This is a genomic window from Chloracidobacterium sp., assembly GCA_016711345.1.
In the GTDB taxonomy this organism is placed as follows: Bacteria; Acidobacteriota; Blastocatellia; order Pyrinomonadales; family Pyrinomonadaceae; genus OLB17.
On record JADJTD010000001.1, the window covers coordinates 517,432 to 533,739 of the forward strand.

14 protein-coding genes are annotated in these 16,308 nt (G+C 50.1%); 5 read left to right on the plus strand and 9 right to left on the minus strand.

Going from position 1 to position 16,308, the window contains the following annotated elements; translation table 11 throughout:
* Positions 1-100: 100 nt before the first annotated feature.
* The 3 genes from hflX to IPL32_02250 are packed head-to-tail and all read left to right on the plus strand — an operon-like array spanning position 101 to position 4,766.
* Positions 101-1,807 carry a GTPase HflX gene (gene hflX, locus IPL32_02240; GenBank protein MBK8464626.1) on the plus strand — a complete coding sequence of 569 codons (1,707 nt, stop codon included), beginning with the start codon at positions 101-103 and terminating at the stop codon, positions 1,805-1,807.
* 10 nt (positions 1,808-1,817) lie between these two features.
* Positions 1,818-4,283: an HDIG domain-containing protein gene (locus tag IPL32_02245; GenBank protein ID MBK8464627.1), complete on the plus strand. Its 2,466-nt coding sequence runs from the start codon at positions 1,818-1,820 to the stop codon at positions 4,281-4,283.
* A gap of 42 nt (positions 4,284-4,325) precedes the next feature.
* A complete protein-coding gene (locus IPL32_02250) occupies positions 4,326-4,766 on the plus strand; it encodes a hypothetical protein (protein MBK8464628.1) in 441 nt (146 codons plus the stop codon).
* Here the strand turns inward: IPL32_02250 and IPL32_02255 are convergent, their stop codons facing one another.
* From IPL32_02255 to IPL32_02275, 5 genes are all read right to left on the minus strand, one after another.
* The gene (locus tag IPL32_02255; GenBank protein ID MBK8464629.1) at positions 4,767-5,252 is read right to left on the minus strand and encodes an HIT domain-containing protein; all 486 of its coding nucleotides are present in this window, start codon (positions 5,250-5,252) and stop codon (positions 4,767-4,769) included.
* Between the two features lie 44 nt (positions 5,253-5,296).
* Positions 5,297-5,575, minus strand: a complete 279-nt coding sequence (locus tag IPL32_02260) for an integration host factor subunit beta (protein MBK8464630.1) — start codon at positions 5,573-5,575, stop codon at positions 5,297-5,299.
* Positions 5,576-5,636: 61 nt separating this feature from the next.
* Positions 5,637-8,066: a S1 RNA-binding domain-containing protein gene (locus tag IPL32_02265; protein MBK8464631.1), complete on the minus strand. Its 2,430-nt coding sequence runs from the start codon at positions 8,064-8,066 to the stop codon at positions 5,637-5,639.
* A gap of 260 nt (positions 8,067-8,326) precedes the next feature.
* Positions 8,327-9,505 (minus strand): hypothetical protein, encoded by a 1,179-nt coding sequence (locus tag IPL32_02270; protein ID MBK8464632.1) that lies wholly within the window; start codon positions 9,503-9,505, stop codon positions 8,327-8,329.
* Between the two features lie 11 nt (positions 9,506-9,516).
* On the minus strand, positions 9,517-10,671 hold the full coding sequence (locus IPL32_02275; protein ID MBK8464633.1) for a type IV pilus twitching motility protein PilT: 1,155 nt from the start codon (positions 10,669-10,671) through the stop codon (positions 9,517-9,519).
* A 166-nt stretch (positions 10,672-10,837) separates the two neighbouring features.
* On the opposite strand from IPL32_02275, the gene IPL32_02280 reads away from it, so the two are divergent.
* A complete protein-coding gene (locus IPL32_02280) occupies positions 10,838-11,341 on the plus strand; it encodes a hypothetical protein (protein ID MBK8464634.1) in 504 nt (167 codons plus the stop codon).
* A 26-nt stretch (positions 11,342-11,367) separates the two neighbouring features.
* Here the strand turns inward: IPL32_02280 and IPL32_02285 are convergent, their stop codons facing one another.
* Both IPL32_02285 and IPL32_02290 read right to left on the minus strand, forming a co-directional pair.
* A complete protein-coding gene (locus IPL32_02285; GenBank protein MBK8464635.1) occupies positions 11,368-11,667 on the minus strand; it encodes a type II toxin-antitoxin system RelE/ParE family toxin in 300 nt (99 codons plus the stop codon).
* A complete protein-coding gene (locus IPL32_02290) occupies positions 11,664-11,885 on the minus strand; it encodes an addiction module protein (protein ID MBK8464636.1) in 222 nt (73 codons plus the stop codon). Before IPL32_02290 ends, IPL32_02285 begins: the two co-directional genes overlap by 4 nt.
* Positions 11,886-11,988: 103 nt before the next feature.
* Between IPL32_02290 and IPL32_02295 the strand changes: the two genes are divergently transcribed.
* Complete coding sequence (locus IPL32_02295; GenBank protein ID MBK8464637.1) at positions 11,989-13,014, plus strand: gluconolaconase; 1,026 nt, start codon at positions 11,989-11,991, stop codon at positions 13,012-13,014.
* A 7-nt stretch (positions 13,015-13,021) separates the two neighbouring features.
* Here IPL32_02295 and IPL32_02300 read toward each other — a convergent pair whose 3' ends face one another.
* Positions 13,022-13,768, minus strand: coding sequence for a TonB family protein (locus IPL32_02300; protein ID MBK8464638.1), 747 nt, complete (start codon positions 13,766-13,768; stop codon positions 13,022-13,024).
* A gap of 16 nt (positions 13,769-13,784) precedes the next feature.
* Positions 13,785-16,271 carry a CSLREA domain-containing protein gene (locus IPL32_02305; GenBank protein ID MBK8464639.1) on the minus strand — a complete coding sequence of 829 codons (2,487 nt, stop codon included), beginning with the start codon at positions 16,269-16,271 and terminating at the stop codon, positions 13,785-13,787.
* Positions 16,272-16,308: the final 37 nt, after the last annotated feature.

Below are 16,308 nucleotides of genomic sequence, written 5' to 3' on the forward strand. Positions count from 1 at the left end.
CAACCGATTTCCTACGTTTTTACATAGCAGAATGGAATCTTAAAACAAACGGTGTTTGCAATTTTGCTATAATCACATCTAAACGGAGGATTTGCTCTCTATCAATATTGTTCACGGATTTACCCGCGGTCTTAAACATAACCAACTTCGCCGAATCGAAAAGTTGGGGACTCGACGCGTTCCGTCCGACAGTATCGTGTCGCCGGAACTCGCACGCCAGATGACCGAGATCTCGCACGAGACAGGACGCCAGATCGGCGTCCTTATAAATCGTAAGGGACAGATCGAATATGTGATGGTCGGCACAGCAAAAGGGATCGAGTTGCCGGATTTTGGCCGTGCGCGTGTATCAGAAGACCGATTTCGAGGGCTTCGCTGTGTACATACGCATCTTGCCGGCGAAAAGCTGACCCAGGACGACCTTACTGATCTCGCTCTGCTACGGCTAGATCTAATGTCGATAATTCAGGTTGATCGCAAGGACGGGCTGCCCGGAATGGTTTACTCGGCTCACCTTGTGCCGACGACGGCTGAAAGCCTTGAAGCCGAGGCTCAGTCTTTGCCGTACGCATTTCTTGAGCCGAATATACCTTCGCAGCTCGATACGGATTTTGTCTCGCTGATCAATTCGCTCGAAGACGAAATGGCACGCATTCGTCTTACGGCTCGCACTCGCCAGACCGGACGCGACCGTGCGATCCTGGTCGGCGTGACGACTGGTGATGCCGAGGACGCGGCGGAATCGATCGCGGAATTAAAGGAACTTGCGGAATCGGCGGATGTTGTAATTCTCGATACGATCATCCAACGCCGTCCAAAGATCGATCCGAAAACCGTTCTTGGAAAAGGCAAGCTTGACGATCTGCTCATTCGTTCGATGCGCTTGGGAGCAGACATTATTGTATTTGATACTGAGCTTAGCCCTACGCAGGTTCGGTCGCTGTCGGACGCAACCGAATTAAAAGTCATCGACCGGCCACAGCTTATTCTTGATATTTTTGCCCAACGAGCTCAAAGCCGTGAAGGTAAGCTGCAAGTGGAACTTGCACAGCTCAAATATCTATTGCCGCGACTCGTAATTGGGCAGAACTCAGCGTTTTCGCGTCTTGCAGGCGGCATCGGCGGACGCGGGCCTGGCGAAACGAAGCTCGAGACTGACCGAAGACGTGTGCGTGACCGTATCGCTCAGCTTGAAAAACAAGTTGACAATCTTGGACGTCAGCGTCAGGAACGCCGAAAGACACGTGTGCAAAAACATCTGCCGATCATCTCGCTTGTGGGTTATACGAACGCGGGCAAATCAACTTTGCTTAATGCGCTGACTCAGAGTGAGGTCTACGTCGAGAAAAAGATGTTTGCGACGCTCGACCCGACATCGCGGCGTCTGCGTCTGCCTTACGATCAGGAAGTCATCATTAATGACACGGTCGGTTTTATACGCGACCTGCCCGAGCCGCTGGTTTCCGCATTTCGAGCCACTCTCGAAGAGATCGCCGACAGCGACTTGTTGGTTCACGTTGTCGATGCATCGAACCCGCGCGTTTTGCAACAGATCGCATCCGTCGGAAAGATAATTAGTGACCTGCATTTTAGCGAGATACCGCAGTTGATTGTTCTAAACAAGACGGACCTGCTCAGCCGCGACGCCGTGGAGAGCCTCACAAGACAAATAACGCTTGACAGCGGCGCTCAATGCGTGTCAATTTCAGCTATTCGACGCGAAACGCTGCGGCCCATGGTCGAGGCGATCGCCGATCAAATGGGAAAGTTTGATCTGAACGAGATGCGAGAAGCAGCGACCGTTTGATCGATCTATAATGAGTAAGCGAATACAAGATCTTAAATCACCGATGACAAGGTGGAGCGAAGCGGTTTTTGCCGCTGCGGCGAAGCCGTTTTATTCATTGTCGGATGATCAGCGATTTTGGCTCGGTTTTGCGGCTCTGTGTTTGCTTACCACACTGCTGATCAATAATCCGCTATGGCGAGCATCCGGAGAACAGGTTTACAAGGAAGGCGACATTGTCAGGGAACGGATCAATTCTCCGTCGGACGTTTATTTTTTTGATACAGACGAAACCGAAAAGCTGAAAGCAGATGCAAAAAATGCGGTCAAACCGATATTCCGATATGAATCGAACAAATCTGACCGAGCCGTTCAGACATTTCTTTCGTCATGGGAGAAACTCCAGCGGCGAGGCAGCAGCGGCGAAGCGTCCAACTCCAAACCGTCAAATTCAACAGTAAAAGCTGAGACCTTTTGGACAGGTGCCGGCGGAGTTGATGTAGGCAAGGTATTTGCCGGACGTACTTTTAGCCGCAACGAACTCGAAGCGGTTCAAAGCGCTTTGCGGGAAAGTTCCGAGGGGTATATTTACGACGATGTGGACCGGCAGTATTTCCAGAATGAGGTCGTTGTTTTCGATCGTTCGAAGCCAAATCTGCAGTCGAGGGTTTCTATGCCGGAAAGCAATTGGATACTGCTTTCAACGGCACGTGAAAAACTCCAGACTCGATTGGCCGCTATCAAGAGCCTGTCACCAAAAGAGGTCGATGCGTTTTACACGGCGACCGAGATTCTTGTTGAGCCGAGCATTTCCTACGACAGCGTTGCGACTGAAGCTGCAATGACCACCGCCTCGGACAATGTTCAACCCAGAACTATCACACTTATGCGAGGGCAAATAATCGCTAGCGATGGCGATGTAGTAACGCCCGATATGCTGTCAAAGATTGCTGCTATTCGCGATTACAGTTCGTCATCGCGACAGTTAAATCGTTTTTTTGGCTTGTTGGTATTTATCACCAGCCTATTTTGGGTGGCGTGGAAATTTATTGAAAATCGCGGCATACTTCCTCGTCTCGCTCTTTCGGCTGAGAAGACATTCGCGCTATTTGGGTTTATTGTTTTGTTACAGACAGCAGTGATGGCGGTGTGTTTTAAGCTTGCCGATTTCACGGCAATACAAAACGTTAAAGCCCCGCTCAACGACCCAATGTTGTGGGCTTTTGCGATACCGTTTGCGACCGGCAGCCTTTTGATGACTTTGCTTGCTGACCGACCGACCGCACTTTTCACCGGCTTGTTTACTTCGTTTTTGGCAGGGTTTCTTGCTCCTCGCGGACTGGAATTCACAATATTTGCCGCACTCGCGTCGGCGGTCGCGGTTTACGGCATCGGACCTTATCGAAGCCGGCAAACAGTCACGATCGCCGGCGCTCTGGTCGGTGCCGGGAGCGTTATCCTTGCGTTGGCGATGCTCGCCTACACACAGCAGCCGTTTATTCTCAATACCATTTTGCTTGCCATCGCTTGCGGACTGGCGAGCGGCATTTTCACTGCAGCTTTAACGTCAATGCTGCTGCCTATTTGCGAAACATCATTTGGAATTCTGACAGATGTAAAACTGCTTGAGCTTTCAAATGCGGATCTGCCCGTGCTTGGCCAGCTTGCAATGCGTGCTCCCGGGACCAACCAGCATTCGCATGCCGTCGGGCAGCTTGCTGAGGAAGCCTGCCGAGTAGTTGGAGGCAACGGACTTTTGACACGCATCGGAGCTTTATATCACGACATCGGCAAAACCGCAGCCCCTGAACATTTTGTCGAAAACCAACTCGCAAAAAATCCGCACGACAAGCTCAAACCGACACAGAGCGCTAAGATCATAATTAGCCATGTCACTTACGGCACAAAACTGGCGAAAGAAATGGGGTTGCCGCAGCGGATAATCGATTTTATTCCACAACATCACGGCACTCGAACGCTACATTACTTCCTCAAGCGAGCACAAGACGAGGCCCGGGATGGATCCGAAATATCTGAAAATGATTTTCGCTACCCAGGACCAAAACCACAATTCAAAGAAGCCGCGATAATGATGATCGCCGATTCGTGCGAAGCCGCCGCTCGATCACTGGCAGAACCGAACCCGGAAAACATACGCTTCATAGTTACAAAAATCATCGACGCAATCCTCGCCGACGATCAGCTTGGAGAATGCGATCTAACATTGAGAGAGCTAACCCAAATTCGCGAATCGATGATCAAATCGCTCGTCGCGATCTATCATTCGCGTGTTGATTATCCCGGCTATGTGCCACCTAATACTGGACAGTTCAAGATCAGCGGTGAAATCAAAATGGCAGAGCCGTCTGTAACCGAGGCAAAATACAAATACTCAAATCCAGCCGACATTCCGATCAGCAAAGGAGGTGAGATCGAGGATGAGGCGATCGACCGGTCGCATCAACCGGACAAAGCCGATGCGAAAAGAGCGGAATAGTCATTGCGCTTTCGACAATAGATATTTGGAATAAGCAATATTATGTTGACGCGCTACACATTTTGGTTTACTGCCGCCGTTCTGATTCAGTTACTAACGGGAGTTTTTCATGGCTTCAGCCTCGTCATACAACCTGAACCGGCGAATGAGACTGAAAGACAACTTCTGACGCTAATGAGCACCTACAAAATGGATGCGGGAGCAGGCTTTGCACCGACATTTCAGAATTTATTCACAGCACTGAGTTCATGTTTTACTTTTCTTTGCTTGTTCGCAGCTCTTATAAACGGCTACCTAATTTGGAAGCATACTGATGTTAACGTCATGAAGGGAATAATCGGAATTAATGCCGCTGTCTTCGGCTCAGTTTTTATTGTAATGGCGTATTTCACCTTTCTGCCTCCGATTCTCTGTACAGGGTTGATATTTTTTAATTTGCTTGCCGCGTTCGTTGTCATTCCGAAAACAATCGACAAGATCTGATCAAATCTTGCCTCTTAGCTTTTCGTAGGTTGTTTGGATCGACTCCGGCATCGTCCGTGTCTGTCCGATTACAGTCATGAAATTCACATCGCCCGGCCAACGAGGCAGGACGTGCATATGAAAATGCTCGGCCACGCCGGCACCTGCTGCTTTTCCGAGATTCATTCCCAGATTGAAACCTTCCGGTTTGTAGACTTCTGACAGGGATGTCTGTGATGCCTTCATCAGGTCCATCATCTCGTTGGTTGTTTGGTTGTCTGCTTTGTCCAAATCGGCGATGTGTTCGTAGGGCACGATCAAAAGATGCCCTGTAGCATAAGGGTAAACATTGAGAATGACAAAGTTAAACCCGGCTCGCTTGAGGATAAATTTTTCCTCATCGCTTGCCGGGCTATTTTGAATATCACAAAAGACACAGCCACTATCTTTTTGGGCTTCGCCTCTTGTTATGTAATCATATCGCCAGGGACTCCACAATAGATCCATATTCTTAAGTCTTGCGTCGGAAAACTTTTCCTACTTAAAGACTCTTAACTCTGATTGATCATTTCTTTCAACTCTTTGCCGGGCTTGAAGTAGGCAACGCGTTTTGCAGGAATGTCGACTGCGGCTCCGGTCTTCGGGTTGCGGCCTTTTCGTGAATTTCGTTCACGGACACGAAAACTGCCAAACCCGCGAAGTTCGATCTTTTCACCTTTATTCAAACTACCCGTAATACTGTCAAAAATGATCTCGACAAGCATCTCGGCGTCCTTTTTTGTCATGTCCGCGTCGCGAGCAACTTTTTCAACCAGATCAGCTTTTGTCATTTCAATCCCCTACGCTCCAAGCGAAATTCTCGGCACTTCCCTCAAAAAATATAATCAGCAGTTATGCTGATTTTTTTTCTGCATCTTCTGCGGGAGGCTCGGCGGCAACAACTTCTTCAATTGAATTTTCTGAAGCAGGAACCGCTTCTTCAGCAACAAATTCCGCCGTGGCTTCAGGCGTTGAATCTTCCATTATCTCAACCGCCTCTTCCGTAAACGGTGAAACTGCCTCAACAACAGGTTCAGCGGCGGCTTCCTCGACAGGTTCTGCCGACGCTTCCGCACCCGCTTCTGTATCGGCAACTTCTTCTGCCGGTGCTTCAACCGTTTCGGCACCAGCCTCTGTCTCAGCGACAACCTCTGCGGGAGCCTCGTCAATAGTTTCCGTCTCTGCAATAATTTCTTCAGCCGGAGCTTCGTCCATTTCTGCTTTTTCAACTTCCACAACAGCTTCTGCCTCGCGAGCCGCAAACTCTTCAGCTTTCGCTTTCTTTGCAGCCAGTTTCGCTTTTTTCTTCTCTTCCGGATCTTCTACCGGAGCCTCTTCCGTCGCGTCGCCAAATCTTAATTTGGCAAGTTCACCAAGGCTGGCCATGCCGCCTTTGGCTTCAGTCGAATACATTTTCGTATCAGCAACCGGCTCTTCATCCTTACCGACCGCACGATGTGATAAACCGATCTTCTGATCTGAGGGCTCGATACGTAGGATCTTGAAATCCATCTCCTGCCCCATAGACGCAATGTCTTCGGCACGTTCAACACGTTCATCAGAAAGTTCTGAAATGTGACACAGGCCTTCAAGCCCTTCGCCAAGTTCGACAAACACGCCAAAATTGGTGAATCGTGAAACCTTGCCACGAACGACATCGCCAGGACGGTGCGTCGCGACGAACCCTTCCCATGCACTCGGCGTCAGATCTTTCATCGAAAGTGAAAGACGCTGTCCGTTGCGGTCAATGTTTGTAACGATCGCATCGACTTCCTGATCTTTCTTGAGGACGTCTTTCGGATGCTTGATCTTTTTCGCCCACGAGATGTCCGAGACGTGAACAAGGCCGTCGATTCCCTCTTCAAGTTCAATAAACGCGCCGAAATCTGTGAGATTACGAACACGGCCATGTACCTTAGCACCAACAGGATATTTCTCCATGACGCTGTCCCAAGGATTTTCCATGAACTGCTTCATGCCCAGGCTAATACGCTTTTCTACGGTATCAACGCCCAGGACCTGAACCTCGACTTCCTGGCCCTTGTGGAACAAACGCTTTGGACTCTGCGATCGACGCGACCACGAGATCTCCGAAACGTGAACCAAGCCTTCGACTCCAGCTTCGAGTTCAACAAAAACGCCGTACTCGGTCACTGATGAAACCGTGCCGGTGAGCTTTGTGTTGACCGGATAAACTTCAACAACGGTTGACCAAGGATCAGGCAACAGTTGTTTATATCCAAGCGAGACCTTTTCACGCTCACGGTCGAGTTTGAGAACCTTGACCTGCAAATGCTCGCCGACCTTAAATTGATCTTGCGGATGATGGATTCTGCCCCAAGACATATCGGTCACATGCAATAGCCCGTCGATGCCGCCGATGTCAACAAATGCACCATATTCGGTGAGATTCTTGATCGTACCTTCAACGACGTAGCCGAGGTCGATCTTGGAAAGCGTCTCGGCTTTCTGCGCATTTACGACCTCGTCGGTCAATACCTTGCGCGAAAGTACAATGTTGTTTCGCCGACGGCTGAATTTGATGATCTTGGCCTCGATGTCCTGGCCAATATACGAATCAAGTCCGTGTATCGGACGCGAATCGATCTGCGAGCCGGGAAGAAATGCTTCGATGCCATTAATGTCGATTCGAAGACCGCCTTTTGTTTTATCAACTATGCGGCCTATGATCGGAGTTTCACTGTTGAAGGCGGTCTCGATCTCGTCCCAGACCTTGCGGCCGAGTGCGTCCATGCGAGAAAGCTGCGGTGCAGAGTCGCCCGAGTGAATGCTGCGAATGATGACTTCGACCTTTTCGCCGACAGTGGCCATCATCTGGCCGTCTGGCCCCGTAAACTCTTCGACAGGTACGAAACCCTCAGACTTGTAACCAAAATCAACCAGAACGCCGCGGTCGGTGATACCGACAACCGTTCCTTCAACCAATTCGCCTGCGTGATAGACCGTTTGCTCCTGCTCGAATTGCTCGAGGATAGCTCCAAAGTCTATGTCCGTTGAAGCAGCAGTATCGTCTGCTTCTTCGACAATAGGCTCAGCTTTAGGCGCAGGTGGTGGTTCCGGAACGCTAGCTGTCTCAACCGGCGCACTTTGAGTTTCCTGTGTCGCGGGTTGTTCAGTTGGAATTTCCAGCAGGTTCTCTGTGGTGTTTTCCGGTTGTAGAGCGACAGCCTCAGCGGTCGCGGTTGTTGATTCTGATTGTTCAATCGCTGTTTTCTCAATCGTTCCCGATTCTTCAGCGTCCTGGGTTAACTCGTTTGTCATTTACGCGTGTTTAAACTTCCTTACTTAAATTACTATTTTTCAACTACTTACCACTTTGCTCGAAAGGCAATAAACAACTTGCCCAAAAGCGCTTTTGCTATCCCAAAAGCAGATACAGCAATCGCGCGACGAAAGACAAGAGGTCACTGATCCTTCCGCTCAAAGGTGTAATAATAAAAAATACACGCCCAAGTGCTTTCATGTCAAGACTTGAGCGTGTAAAAACCCTTAAAAAATGGATATTTATCGAAATGTGGAGACTAGCCCGACTGAGCAGCTCTGTTATTCTGTGGCTGCAAATTTGGACTCTTTTTCATCATGTCGATAGTCGTTCTCATCATTTTCCGGCGTTCCTCGAATCTTTCTCTTGTCCCCCAGACCCTATCATCCCAGTCTTCACCGACTGCATTAACGGCTTCTTCTAGATAATTCGGATCAGGTGTCCCGCCACTCATCAGGCTTAATGACATCGCCATGCACAGGTTTTTCCGGTAACGATCAACACCGTAAATCCGCTTTAATGTATCGTAGCCTTCTTTTGCCCTTCGCCGGTCCAATCCAGTTTTTTCCCAGATTTGATTGGAATATTCAGGCCATAATGTTGCAGAAAGCTCATAATACATTATCGAACCTTCGTCTCCACCAATCCTCTCGGAAACGGCATTGACGAATTTGGCTATGTCGCCGGGTTCACCCATCCATTGCGGCAAAAGGTAGTTCATTTTCTGACGCGGCAAATGATAGTAAGTTGGAGCGAGGTGAAAGCCCTCTTCTAGAACCTCATCGTATTTTGCTTTTCTCCAACCCAATGCAAGGCCGACGCTGAGCATTGTTTCGTACCATCGAGGGCATTTGATCTTTAGTTCTTTTGCTTCACGTAGTTCTTTTTCGGCCATTTTCGCGCGAGCGTGGAACGCCTGCATGCTTTCGTCCGAAATCTTGTCGACAAAATCTCCACCCCGCGCAAACCAACCATAGTTTACGAGAGTCCCGGCCAAGGCTATCCTTGACGCAACTGAGTTCGGCATTTGAGCTTTCCAGTCTGTCAGGCGAGAAATATGTTCTTCCCACTCCGATGGTGTGGCATTCTTCTCGTAATTAGGAACAGAAATACCTTCGTAAAGAGCGTAAAGTTTCCAATAACCGCCAGGCAAGCGATCTTGAGTTACTCTGGCCTGATCAATTTTGGTGGTCAATTCATCAAACCTGCCCTTCTTAAGCAGATTTTCGCTGTAAATCGCCAGCTCATCGAGGGAAGCTGAATCATCAATCCTTGACGAATTTGCAACGACCTTTGTTGATGCTTCGGTTTTTTGACTAGAGCTTTCAGGCTGTTTAGATGAAGCGACTTTCTTTAAAAAGGCACCGCAGCCAGAAACCAAGGTCAACAGAAGAAATAAAGCAACAGGCGTGGCAAGGCTAATCAAGTGCTTTTTCATATGATTATGATTTAGGTGCCTGGAACGTAATTGTGCAAACTGCTGACGCCGCTGTTTTTTTCCATCTCGTCACGCGAGGCCATGCTGGTGCTGGAAATACCGGCGAGCCGCAAACGAAATTCATCAGCGTTCGTCGAGCCGCGGAGGGCCTCATCGAGCGTTATCAAGCCTGACTGATAGAGGTAGAACAGCGACTGATCGAATGTCTGCATGCCGTATTGCGAGGTTCCTGCTGCGATAGCGTCGCGAATACTCTTGGTCTTGTCTTCGTGAAGGATATAATCGCGTATAAGCGGCGTTGACATCAAGATCTCAACGGCCGGAATGCGGCTGTTGCCCTTGGCGGATTTCATCAAACGCTGTGAAATGACGGCCTTTAACAAGCCTGCAAGCTGAATGCGGATCGATTTTTGTTGGTAAGGCGGAAATGCGGAGATTATTCGGGTCAGTGTTTCAGGTGCGTCGAGCGTGTGAAGCGTTGAAAGGACCAAATGCCCTGTTTCAGCGGCTACCAGCGCGGTTTCTATGGTTTCGAGGTCGCGCATTTCGCCGACGAGGATCACGTCAGGGTCTTGTCGAAGCGAACCGCGCAATGCTTCTGCAAAATTGCGGGTATCGACATCAACCTCGCGCTGAGTAACAAAAGATTCCCTGTCCTTATGCAAAAATTCGATCGGGTCTTCGATCGTGACGATGTGGCAATTCCGCTTCTGATTTATGTGATCGACGATCGCTGCAAGTGTTGTTGATTTCCCCGAACCTGTCGTGCCTGTAACGAGAATAAGGCCGCGATTTTCTTCGGCGATGTTATTAAGGATCGGCGGCAAACCGAGTTCCGCAAAGCCTCTGATAGTGTCTGAAATAACGCGGGCGACAATTCCTATTGAGTTCCGCTGCTGAAAAATATTAACGCGAAAGCGTCCAAGTCCCGCGATACCGTAGCCAATATCGACCTCAAATGCGTCCTTAAAATGCTGCTTCTGCCGGTTGGACATCATCGAAAACGCCATTTCGAGCGTCTCGTCCTGCGTCATTCTCGAAACGCCTGACAGCGGTTTCAATTCGCCCGTAACGCGGATTACCGGATAAGATCCGGCACGCAGATGCAGGTCCGAAGCGCCAAAGCTCATTGCCATTCGCAGAAGATCATCAATTCGGGTAGGCATAATTAAAGAAGAGAAGTACTAGAAATTCCGGTTAAGAAGGTTGCGCATAAAACCTGAGCGCACAGGCCGGAACTGGGCTTTTATAAGTTTAACGTGTATTAACACGGACGGTCAATGAATTTTTTTAGACGGGGAAATATTGTAAAATTCCGCTGTGAGAAGTGAGGTGAACGAAAAACGGCAGATGTTGAGGCATTTTCTTGGGGCTTTGGCTTATCGGACGCAGAAGGCATTGCGAAATGCGCCGGAAGATTTTGCAGAGTTTGATGCGGGTGGCGGTGTTAGGACTCCGATGGAGCTTGTGCGGCATATGGCGAGCTTGCTTGGATACGCTCGAACTTTTTTTATTGGCGGAAGTTATTGGCCGGAGCCGCTGGATACTTTTGATGGAGAGATCGAACGGTTTCATCAAAATCTCGCCTACCTGCGTCAACATTTGGATGACGGAATTCCACTGATCGACATCACTGAAGAGCGAATGCTGCAAGGGCCGTTCTCAGACGCGATGACTCACGCCGGACAGCTTGCGATGCTGAGGCGGCTGCATGGTAAGCCTGTTCCGTCGGAGAATTTTATTCTTGCAGATGTCTCGGCCGAAAATCTTTCGTCCAAACAACCTGATCCGATCGCACCTGATGAGCATTGGCCGGAACAGAGGCTTCGGGATTAGTACACAAGCCCGCACTTTGAAAATGATCAATCGATGCGGCCACGCCAAATAGTTGGGTTTCGGCTGGTATGAAATACGGCAAAAACAGAGATCGTACTGTTTGTACCGGTAAAGAGAATTATGAATGGAAATCTTCGTACAATTGCCCGTCTGATCTCGCCATCGACTTTAGGAAATCGAATGGGGTCTTGCCTGATCGATTCTATAGCAGATTCAAGTATTACTTCGAATTGTCGCCCCAAACCGATCTCTTGCTTTTCGTACCATTGGATGGAATCCGCGATCTCAAAGTCCGCTGCAGGAGAAATTTCAACGCAATAGTTCATGCGAGATTACGATAACGCTCTCTTGCTGTTTCCCAAGGGATCATCTCACCGGGATTCTTTTTGTGATATTCGATACGTCGGTTTAGTTCCGCACGTTGTTCGGGTGTAAGAGCGAGACTATGCTGTTCGGTTTCCACACTGTCCCATATATTCTCGGCGAGTTGAAGGCGTTCATCGACAGGAAGCTGTAAGACCTCTTCAAGCAGTTGAGTGTTCATTTTCTGCACCTCGTGAAAAGATTAACATAATTAATTGAATCTTAATAAGAAAAAAAACGAGGATTCGACACGTCAATTCAAGAGGCGTAAAATCGACTGAATAATGTCTCAGCGACTAAAAATAACGGCGGTAGAACCGCAATATGCGATATCGGGCGGCGAGATCGCGATCACTTGCGAAGGGTTTGACGCCGGAAGCGGCGGCGTATTCGTCGGCGGAGAACGGGGGCGTGTGACAGCGGCTTCTTCCCATCGCATTCTTGTAAGCGTGCCTGTGATCGGCGAGACCGAGGACGGTCAGACGCACATTCATCTCGAAAGCGGCGGAGCGACAAGCGAGCCGTTTCCTTTTTATGTCGGGCGTTTGCTGGTTGACGGGATGCACTTGGTTGCAAATCCGGCGGTCGATCCGTCGGATGACGCGATCATTTTGACGCGTTCGGGCGGACGCGGACAGCATCTTCCCGCTACGCTTTTTCGTCTCGAAGCCGACGGGTATCTCGATGGATTCGCCGATCCGATCCTTAATCCGACTGGCATCGCTTTCGATCGCGAAGGCCAGATGTTCGTGACCAACCGTGCCGAGGGCGAAGTTTATGCAGTTGGACGTGACGGCGGAGCGACGGTTTACGCGACCGGCCTTGGCATCGCGACGGGCATCGCGTTTGACGGCGAAGGCAGGATGTACGTCGGCGACCGTTCGGGAACGGTGCATCGCATACTCGACGACGCTACTTCCGAGATCTTTACTGTGATGGAAGCTTCGGTCGCCGCATATCATATGGCTTTCGCTCCGGATGGCAGGCTGTTCCTGACCTCGCCCGGACTCGCAAGCCACGACGCAGTACATGCCATTGATAAGGAAGGTTACGACGAAAAATTCTTCACCGGACTCGGACGCCCGCAAGGCTTAGCATTTGATAAAACCGGAAATCTTTATGTCGTCGGATGCTACAAAGGCCACCACGGCATCGTCCAAATATCACCGGACGCCAAATCCGCCAAACACTTCGTCGCCGGAAACAACGTCGTCGGGCTATGCTTCACCCGAGCCGGTGCACTGATAGTCGCAACCCGCGACAGTGTCTATTCGATCACATGTGAAACAAAAGGTATTTTATTGGGTTAGTTGTGCGTTACAGAGTAAAATTGTAAGCGACAATTCCAGAAACCGAAACTGGCTCGCCTGAGAGAAATGTTCGAACGAATCTTGCCTGACAGACAGCGTCAACAGCCGAGGCCCTCAGTAACGGATGTCCGGAAATTGCCTGAGCCGAAAACACCGTCCCGTTGGTGTCGATAACAATCTGAACCTGGACTGTACCTTCAGCTTTTATTAAACGAGCAGCAACGGGATACTTAGGCTTTGGCAACGACATCGGTGAAAGAGCAAGAACTCCTCCTGAAACTACTTTGGTGTCCGTCGTGGCGGTCGAAGGTTCTGGTTTCTCTGAAAGTGCGGAGCTATCCATCGTTCCAACTCCACTAATTCTGTAACCATGACTCGGTTTATTTTCAGGGTTTTTCTTAGGCGCAGGATTTTTGAACTCAAACATTAGCAAAGTTTCAGCTGTGGATTCGCCAGTAGGGGCAAATGTGCTTTGCTCGGCAGCTTTGCGAGCAATTTGGCGCATTGCAATAACATCTGCGCGATCATTGTTCAAACACACATTGCCAGGTCCAGTTGCAGCATATGCCTTGGTCACCTTGCCATTTTTGTCGACATCCACGAGTACTGTCACCACCCCCTCAAGACCTGTCTTCAATGCCTCAGCCGGATAAATTGAAGTCGGTAAAGTCCTGACCTTCGATGCGGAACTGATAACCTGAGCACAAACGTCGGTTACAAGAATTAAAATCAAAAATAGAAACCCATATTTCATGGTCCAACTCCTGACTTTAACGCTGCGGCTCAGGCCGGGCTCCGCTGTTTGTCCAGTTGCCGGAGACCTCACCCATTAACAGTGCGATAAAATCTTCACCCGCCGCATTTCCGTTTACAGAAGCATAGCTGCGATTCACCGGAACGAATATCCAAGTGCCGGTCGATCCAAATGGTGGAGCCCCGATCACATAACGCGCAAGCTGCGCCGCATCGAATGATGAGAGCTGTCCGTTACCCGAGACATCGGCTACCAAAAATTGATTGCCGGTTAGAATGCTGACCCCGGCGACGTGCTGCGCGACCCTTGCGGCGTCAAAAGAGGTTATTCCGTTTTGTCCGTCGGCCTTTGAAGGTGTGACAGTGTAGGAACCCGAACCGAAACCGGTAAGCACATAATTGCCGTTTGGAAAATCGCTGGTCGCGGAGACATTGACTGAGCCGACCGCACTCAGCAATACACCTGAAACAAAACGCGGATTCGGCGAACCAACGGCGTTGCCGTATGTGATCGTTCCGCTGATCGACGGCGTTCCAGAACCAGTAGGCGTTGCTGTTGGCGTGCTTGTCGATGTTGCCGTTGATGTAGGAGTACTTGTCGGCGTACCTGTCGGAGTATTTGTCGGTGTGCTTGTTGATGTCGCTGTACCTGTGGGCGTATTTGTCGGCGTACTGGTAAACGTGGCTGTCGGTGTCGGCGTATTTGTGTTCGTGGATGTTGGCCCTGGTGTACTTGTATTCGTCGCGGTCGGTGTCGGGCCTGCGGGCTGAACTTCGACCGAGCCTTTGTCGCAGCCTGCACCAAATGGGCGAGCTAATCCACGTTGATCCAGAGAGGTCGGTGTGCCGCAGCCGTTCGTGCCGTTCGGGATCGTGTTCAAAGCAAGGCTCGCTCCGTCCGGTAAATGCGTCTGCGTCGGCCCGCCATTATTTGCTAATACACCTAACGCAGGATCGGAGCCAAGTACATCGTTAGCCGCCGGTATAAATGTTATAGGCGCATTTTTAATGTGGTTATAATTTGCCGACGTGACCAACTCACTGACATCTATATTCGACGCAGCGACGTTGTTAGCAAAAATCGAATTTTTGATCGTCGTTGAACCGCCTATGGTCGCATCCTGATAAATTCCGCCGCCTTCGGCAACAGCGGTGTTTAATGCGATCGTAGAAAAATCTATACTGCACGCTGCTGCCGATCCGTCGGAGAAAATTCCGGCTGCGTCATGTGCGCTGTTTCCCGAGATGGTCGAATTCGTAATATTCAACAAAGCGGCTCCGCCGGTGCTGCCGGTGTTTATTACTCCGCCGCCGATGCTTGTTGCTCCGGTGAGGTTATTGCCGCTGATGGTGGAGCGGTCGATGTTTGTCGTCGCATTGAACGTCGATCCGACAATATTAGAAACGCCGCCGCCAAAAGCATCCGCAGCGGTCGAAGTGTTGTTATTGATCGTGCTGTTGGTGATGTTCAGAGTCGAAACGGCTGCGGTCGATGCGAGGTTTCGCACACCGGCCTGATAGCGGCTGGACGTGTTGAATGAAACCGAAGTGTTGTTCAGATTAAGCGTCGCCTGTTGATTGTTGATGCCGGCTGCGTACCCGCTGAATCCGCCGAGAGCGGTCGAAAGATTGTTCGAAACCGTGCTGCCTGTCAGCGTGACATTCGCTCCGATCGCTCTTATTGCAATGCCGCCGCCAAAGGTGTTGCTTACCGAAGATTCTGCACGGTTGCTATTAATTATAGTGTTCGTGATCGTCGCGGTCTGTCCGGCAGATGCGATGTTGTCTTCCGAGTCAATAGCTATCGCTCCGCCCGAACCCGCGCTGCCTGCAACCGAACTTCCGGCCCTATTGTTATTGAAAATACAATTTGTGAGCGTGAGATTAGATTTGTTTGCGGTAATGCCGCCGCCTCGGTTTTCTGAAAGATTACCGGTGATCGTCGAATTGCCGATCGTCAAATTTGCCGCCGCACCTTCGACCCTGATACCGCCGCCGCCCTGCGGATTTGGCGAAGCTCCGATAAAACGAAATACGCCGTTCTGGATCGTTACGTCTGAGATCGTGACCAAAGTTCCGCCTGCCAGAATGTGAAAGACCCTTTCGTTGGCAGTTTGCGTCGCAGCGTTTGCCTGCACGATAGTCGTCGCCGAACCTGCTCCGTTTATCGTCAGCGGCGAAGTAATATCGAGATCGCCGCCTGCATTTGCATTCTCATTGGCAGAGACAAGCGTCGTCGTATAAGTTCCGCCCGGCAGCGTAATAGTGTCCGCTCCTGCAAGCGCATTTGCCTCGGTGATCGCGGCCCTAAGCGAACATTGACCGCCCGCGTCGCCGCAGACACCGTTTCCGGGCGCAGCGTCTTGCGTGTCGGCTGTCGTGTTTACGGTGAACGTCGCCGCAGCCGCGTTTATCGAAAATGAAGCAATCGCAAAAACAATTGCGGCAAATACCTGAAAGAAAACTGTGCGGCTAACGCGGCAGGTCGATGGATTTTTAAACATAAGTGTAAATTGCAGAAGTGACAATTCTGATTGATTG

What these genes read in the sequence shown, in the direction of transcription:
- IPL32_02250 (MBK8464628.1), top strand. Translation starts at nt 4,326, where the DNA reads ATGTTGACGCGCTACACATTTTGGTTTACTGCCGCCGTTCTGATTCAG.
- IPL32_02290 (MBK8464636.1), bottom strand. Translation starts at nt 11,885, where the DNA reads ATGAACACTCAACTGCTTGAAGAGGTCTTACAGCTTCCTGTCGATGAA.
- IPL32_02300 (MBK8464638.1), bottom strand. Translation starts at nt 13,768, where the DNA reads ATGAAATATGGGTTTCTATTTTTGATTTTAATTCTTGTAACCGACGTT.
- IPL32_02255 (MBK8464629.1), bottom strand. Translation starts at nt 5,252, where the DNA reads ATGGATCTATTGTGGAGTCCCTGGCGATATGATTACATAACAAGAGGC.
- IPL32_02260 (MBK8464630.1), bottom strand. Translation starts at nt 5,575, where the DNA reads ATGACAAAAGCTGATCTGGTTGAAAAAGTTGCTCGCGACGCGGACATG.
- IPL32_02270 (MBK8464632.1), bottom strand. Translation starts at nt 9,505, where the DNA reads ATGAAAAAGCACTTGATTAGCCTTGCCACGCCTGTTGCTTTATTTCTT.
- IPL32_02285 (MBK8464635.1), bottom strand. Translation starts at nt 11,667, where the DNA reads ATGAACTATTGCGTTGAAATTTCTCCTGCAGCGGACTTTGAGATCGCG.
- IPL32_02275 (MBK8464633.1), bottom strand. Translation starts at nt 10,671, where the DNA reads ATGCCTACCCGAATTGATGATCTTCTGCGAATGGCAATGAGCTTTGGC.
- IPL32_02245 (MBK8464627.1), top strand. Translation starts at nt 1,818, where the DNA reads ATGAGTAAGCGAATACAAGATCTTAAATCACCGATGACAAGGTGGAGC.
- IPL32_02265 (MBK8464631.1), bottom strand. Translation starts at nt 8,066, where the DNA reads ATGACAAACGAGTTAACCCAGGACGCTGAAGAATCGGGAACGATTGAG.
- IPL32_02305 (MBK8464639.1), bottom strand. Translation starts at nt 16,271, where the DNA reads ATGTTTAAAAATCCATCGACCTGCCGCGTTAGCCGCACAGTTTTCTTT.
- IPL32_02295 (MBK8464637.1), top strand. Translation starts at nt 11,989, where the DNA reads ATGTCTCAGCGACTAAAAATAACGGCGGTAGAACCGCAATATGCGATA.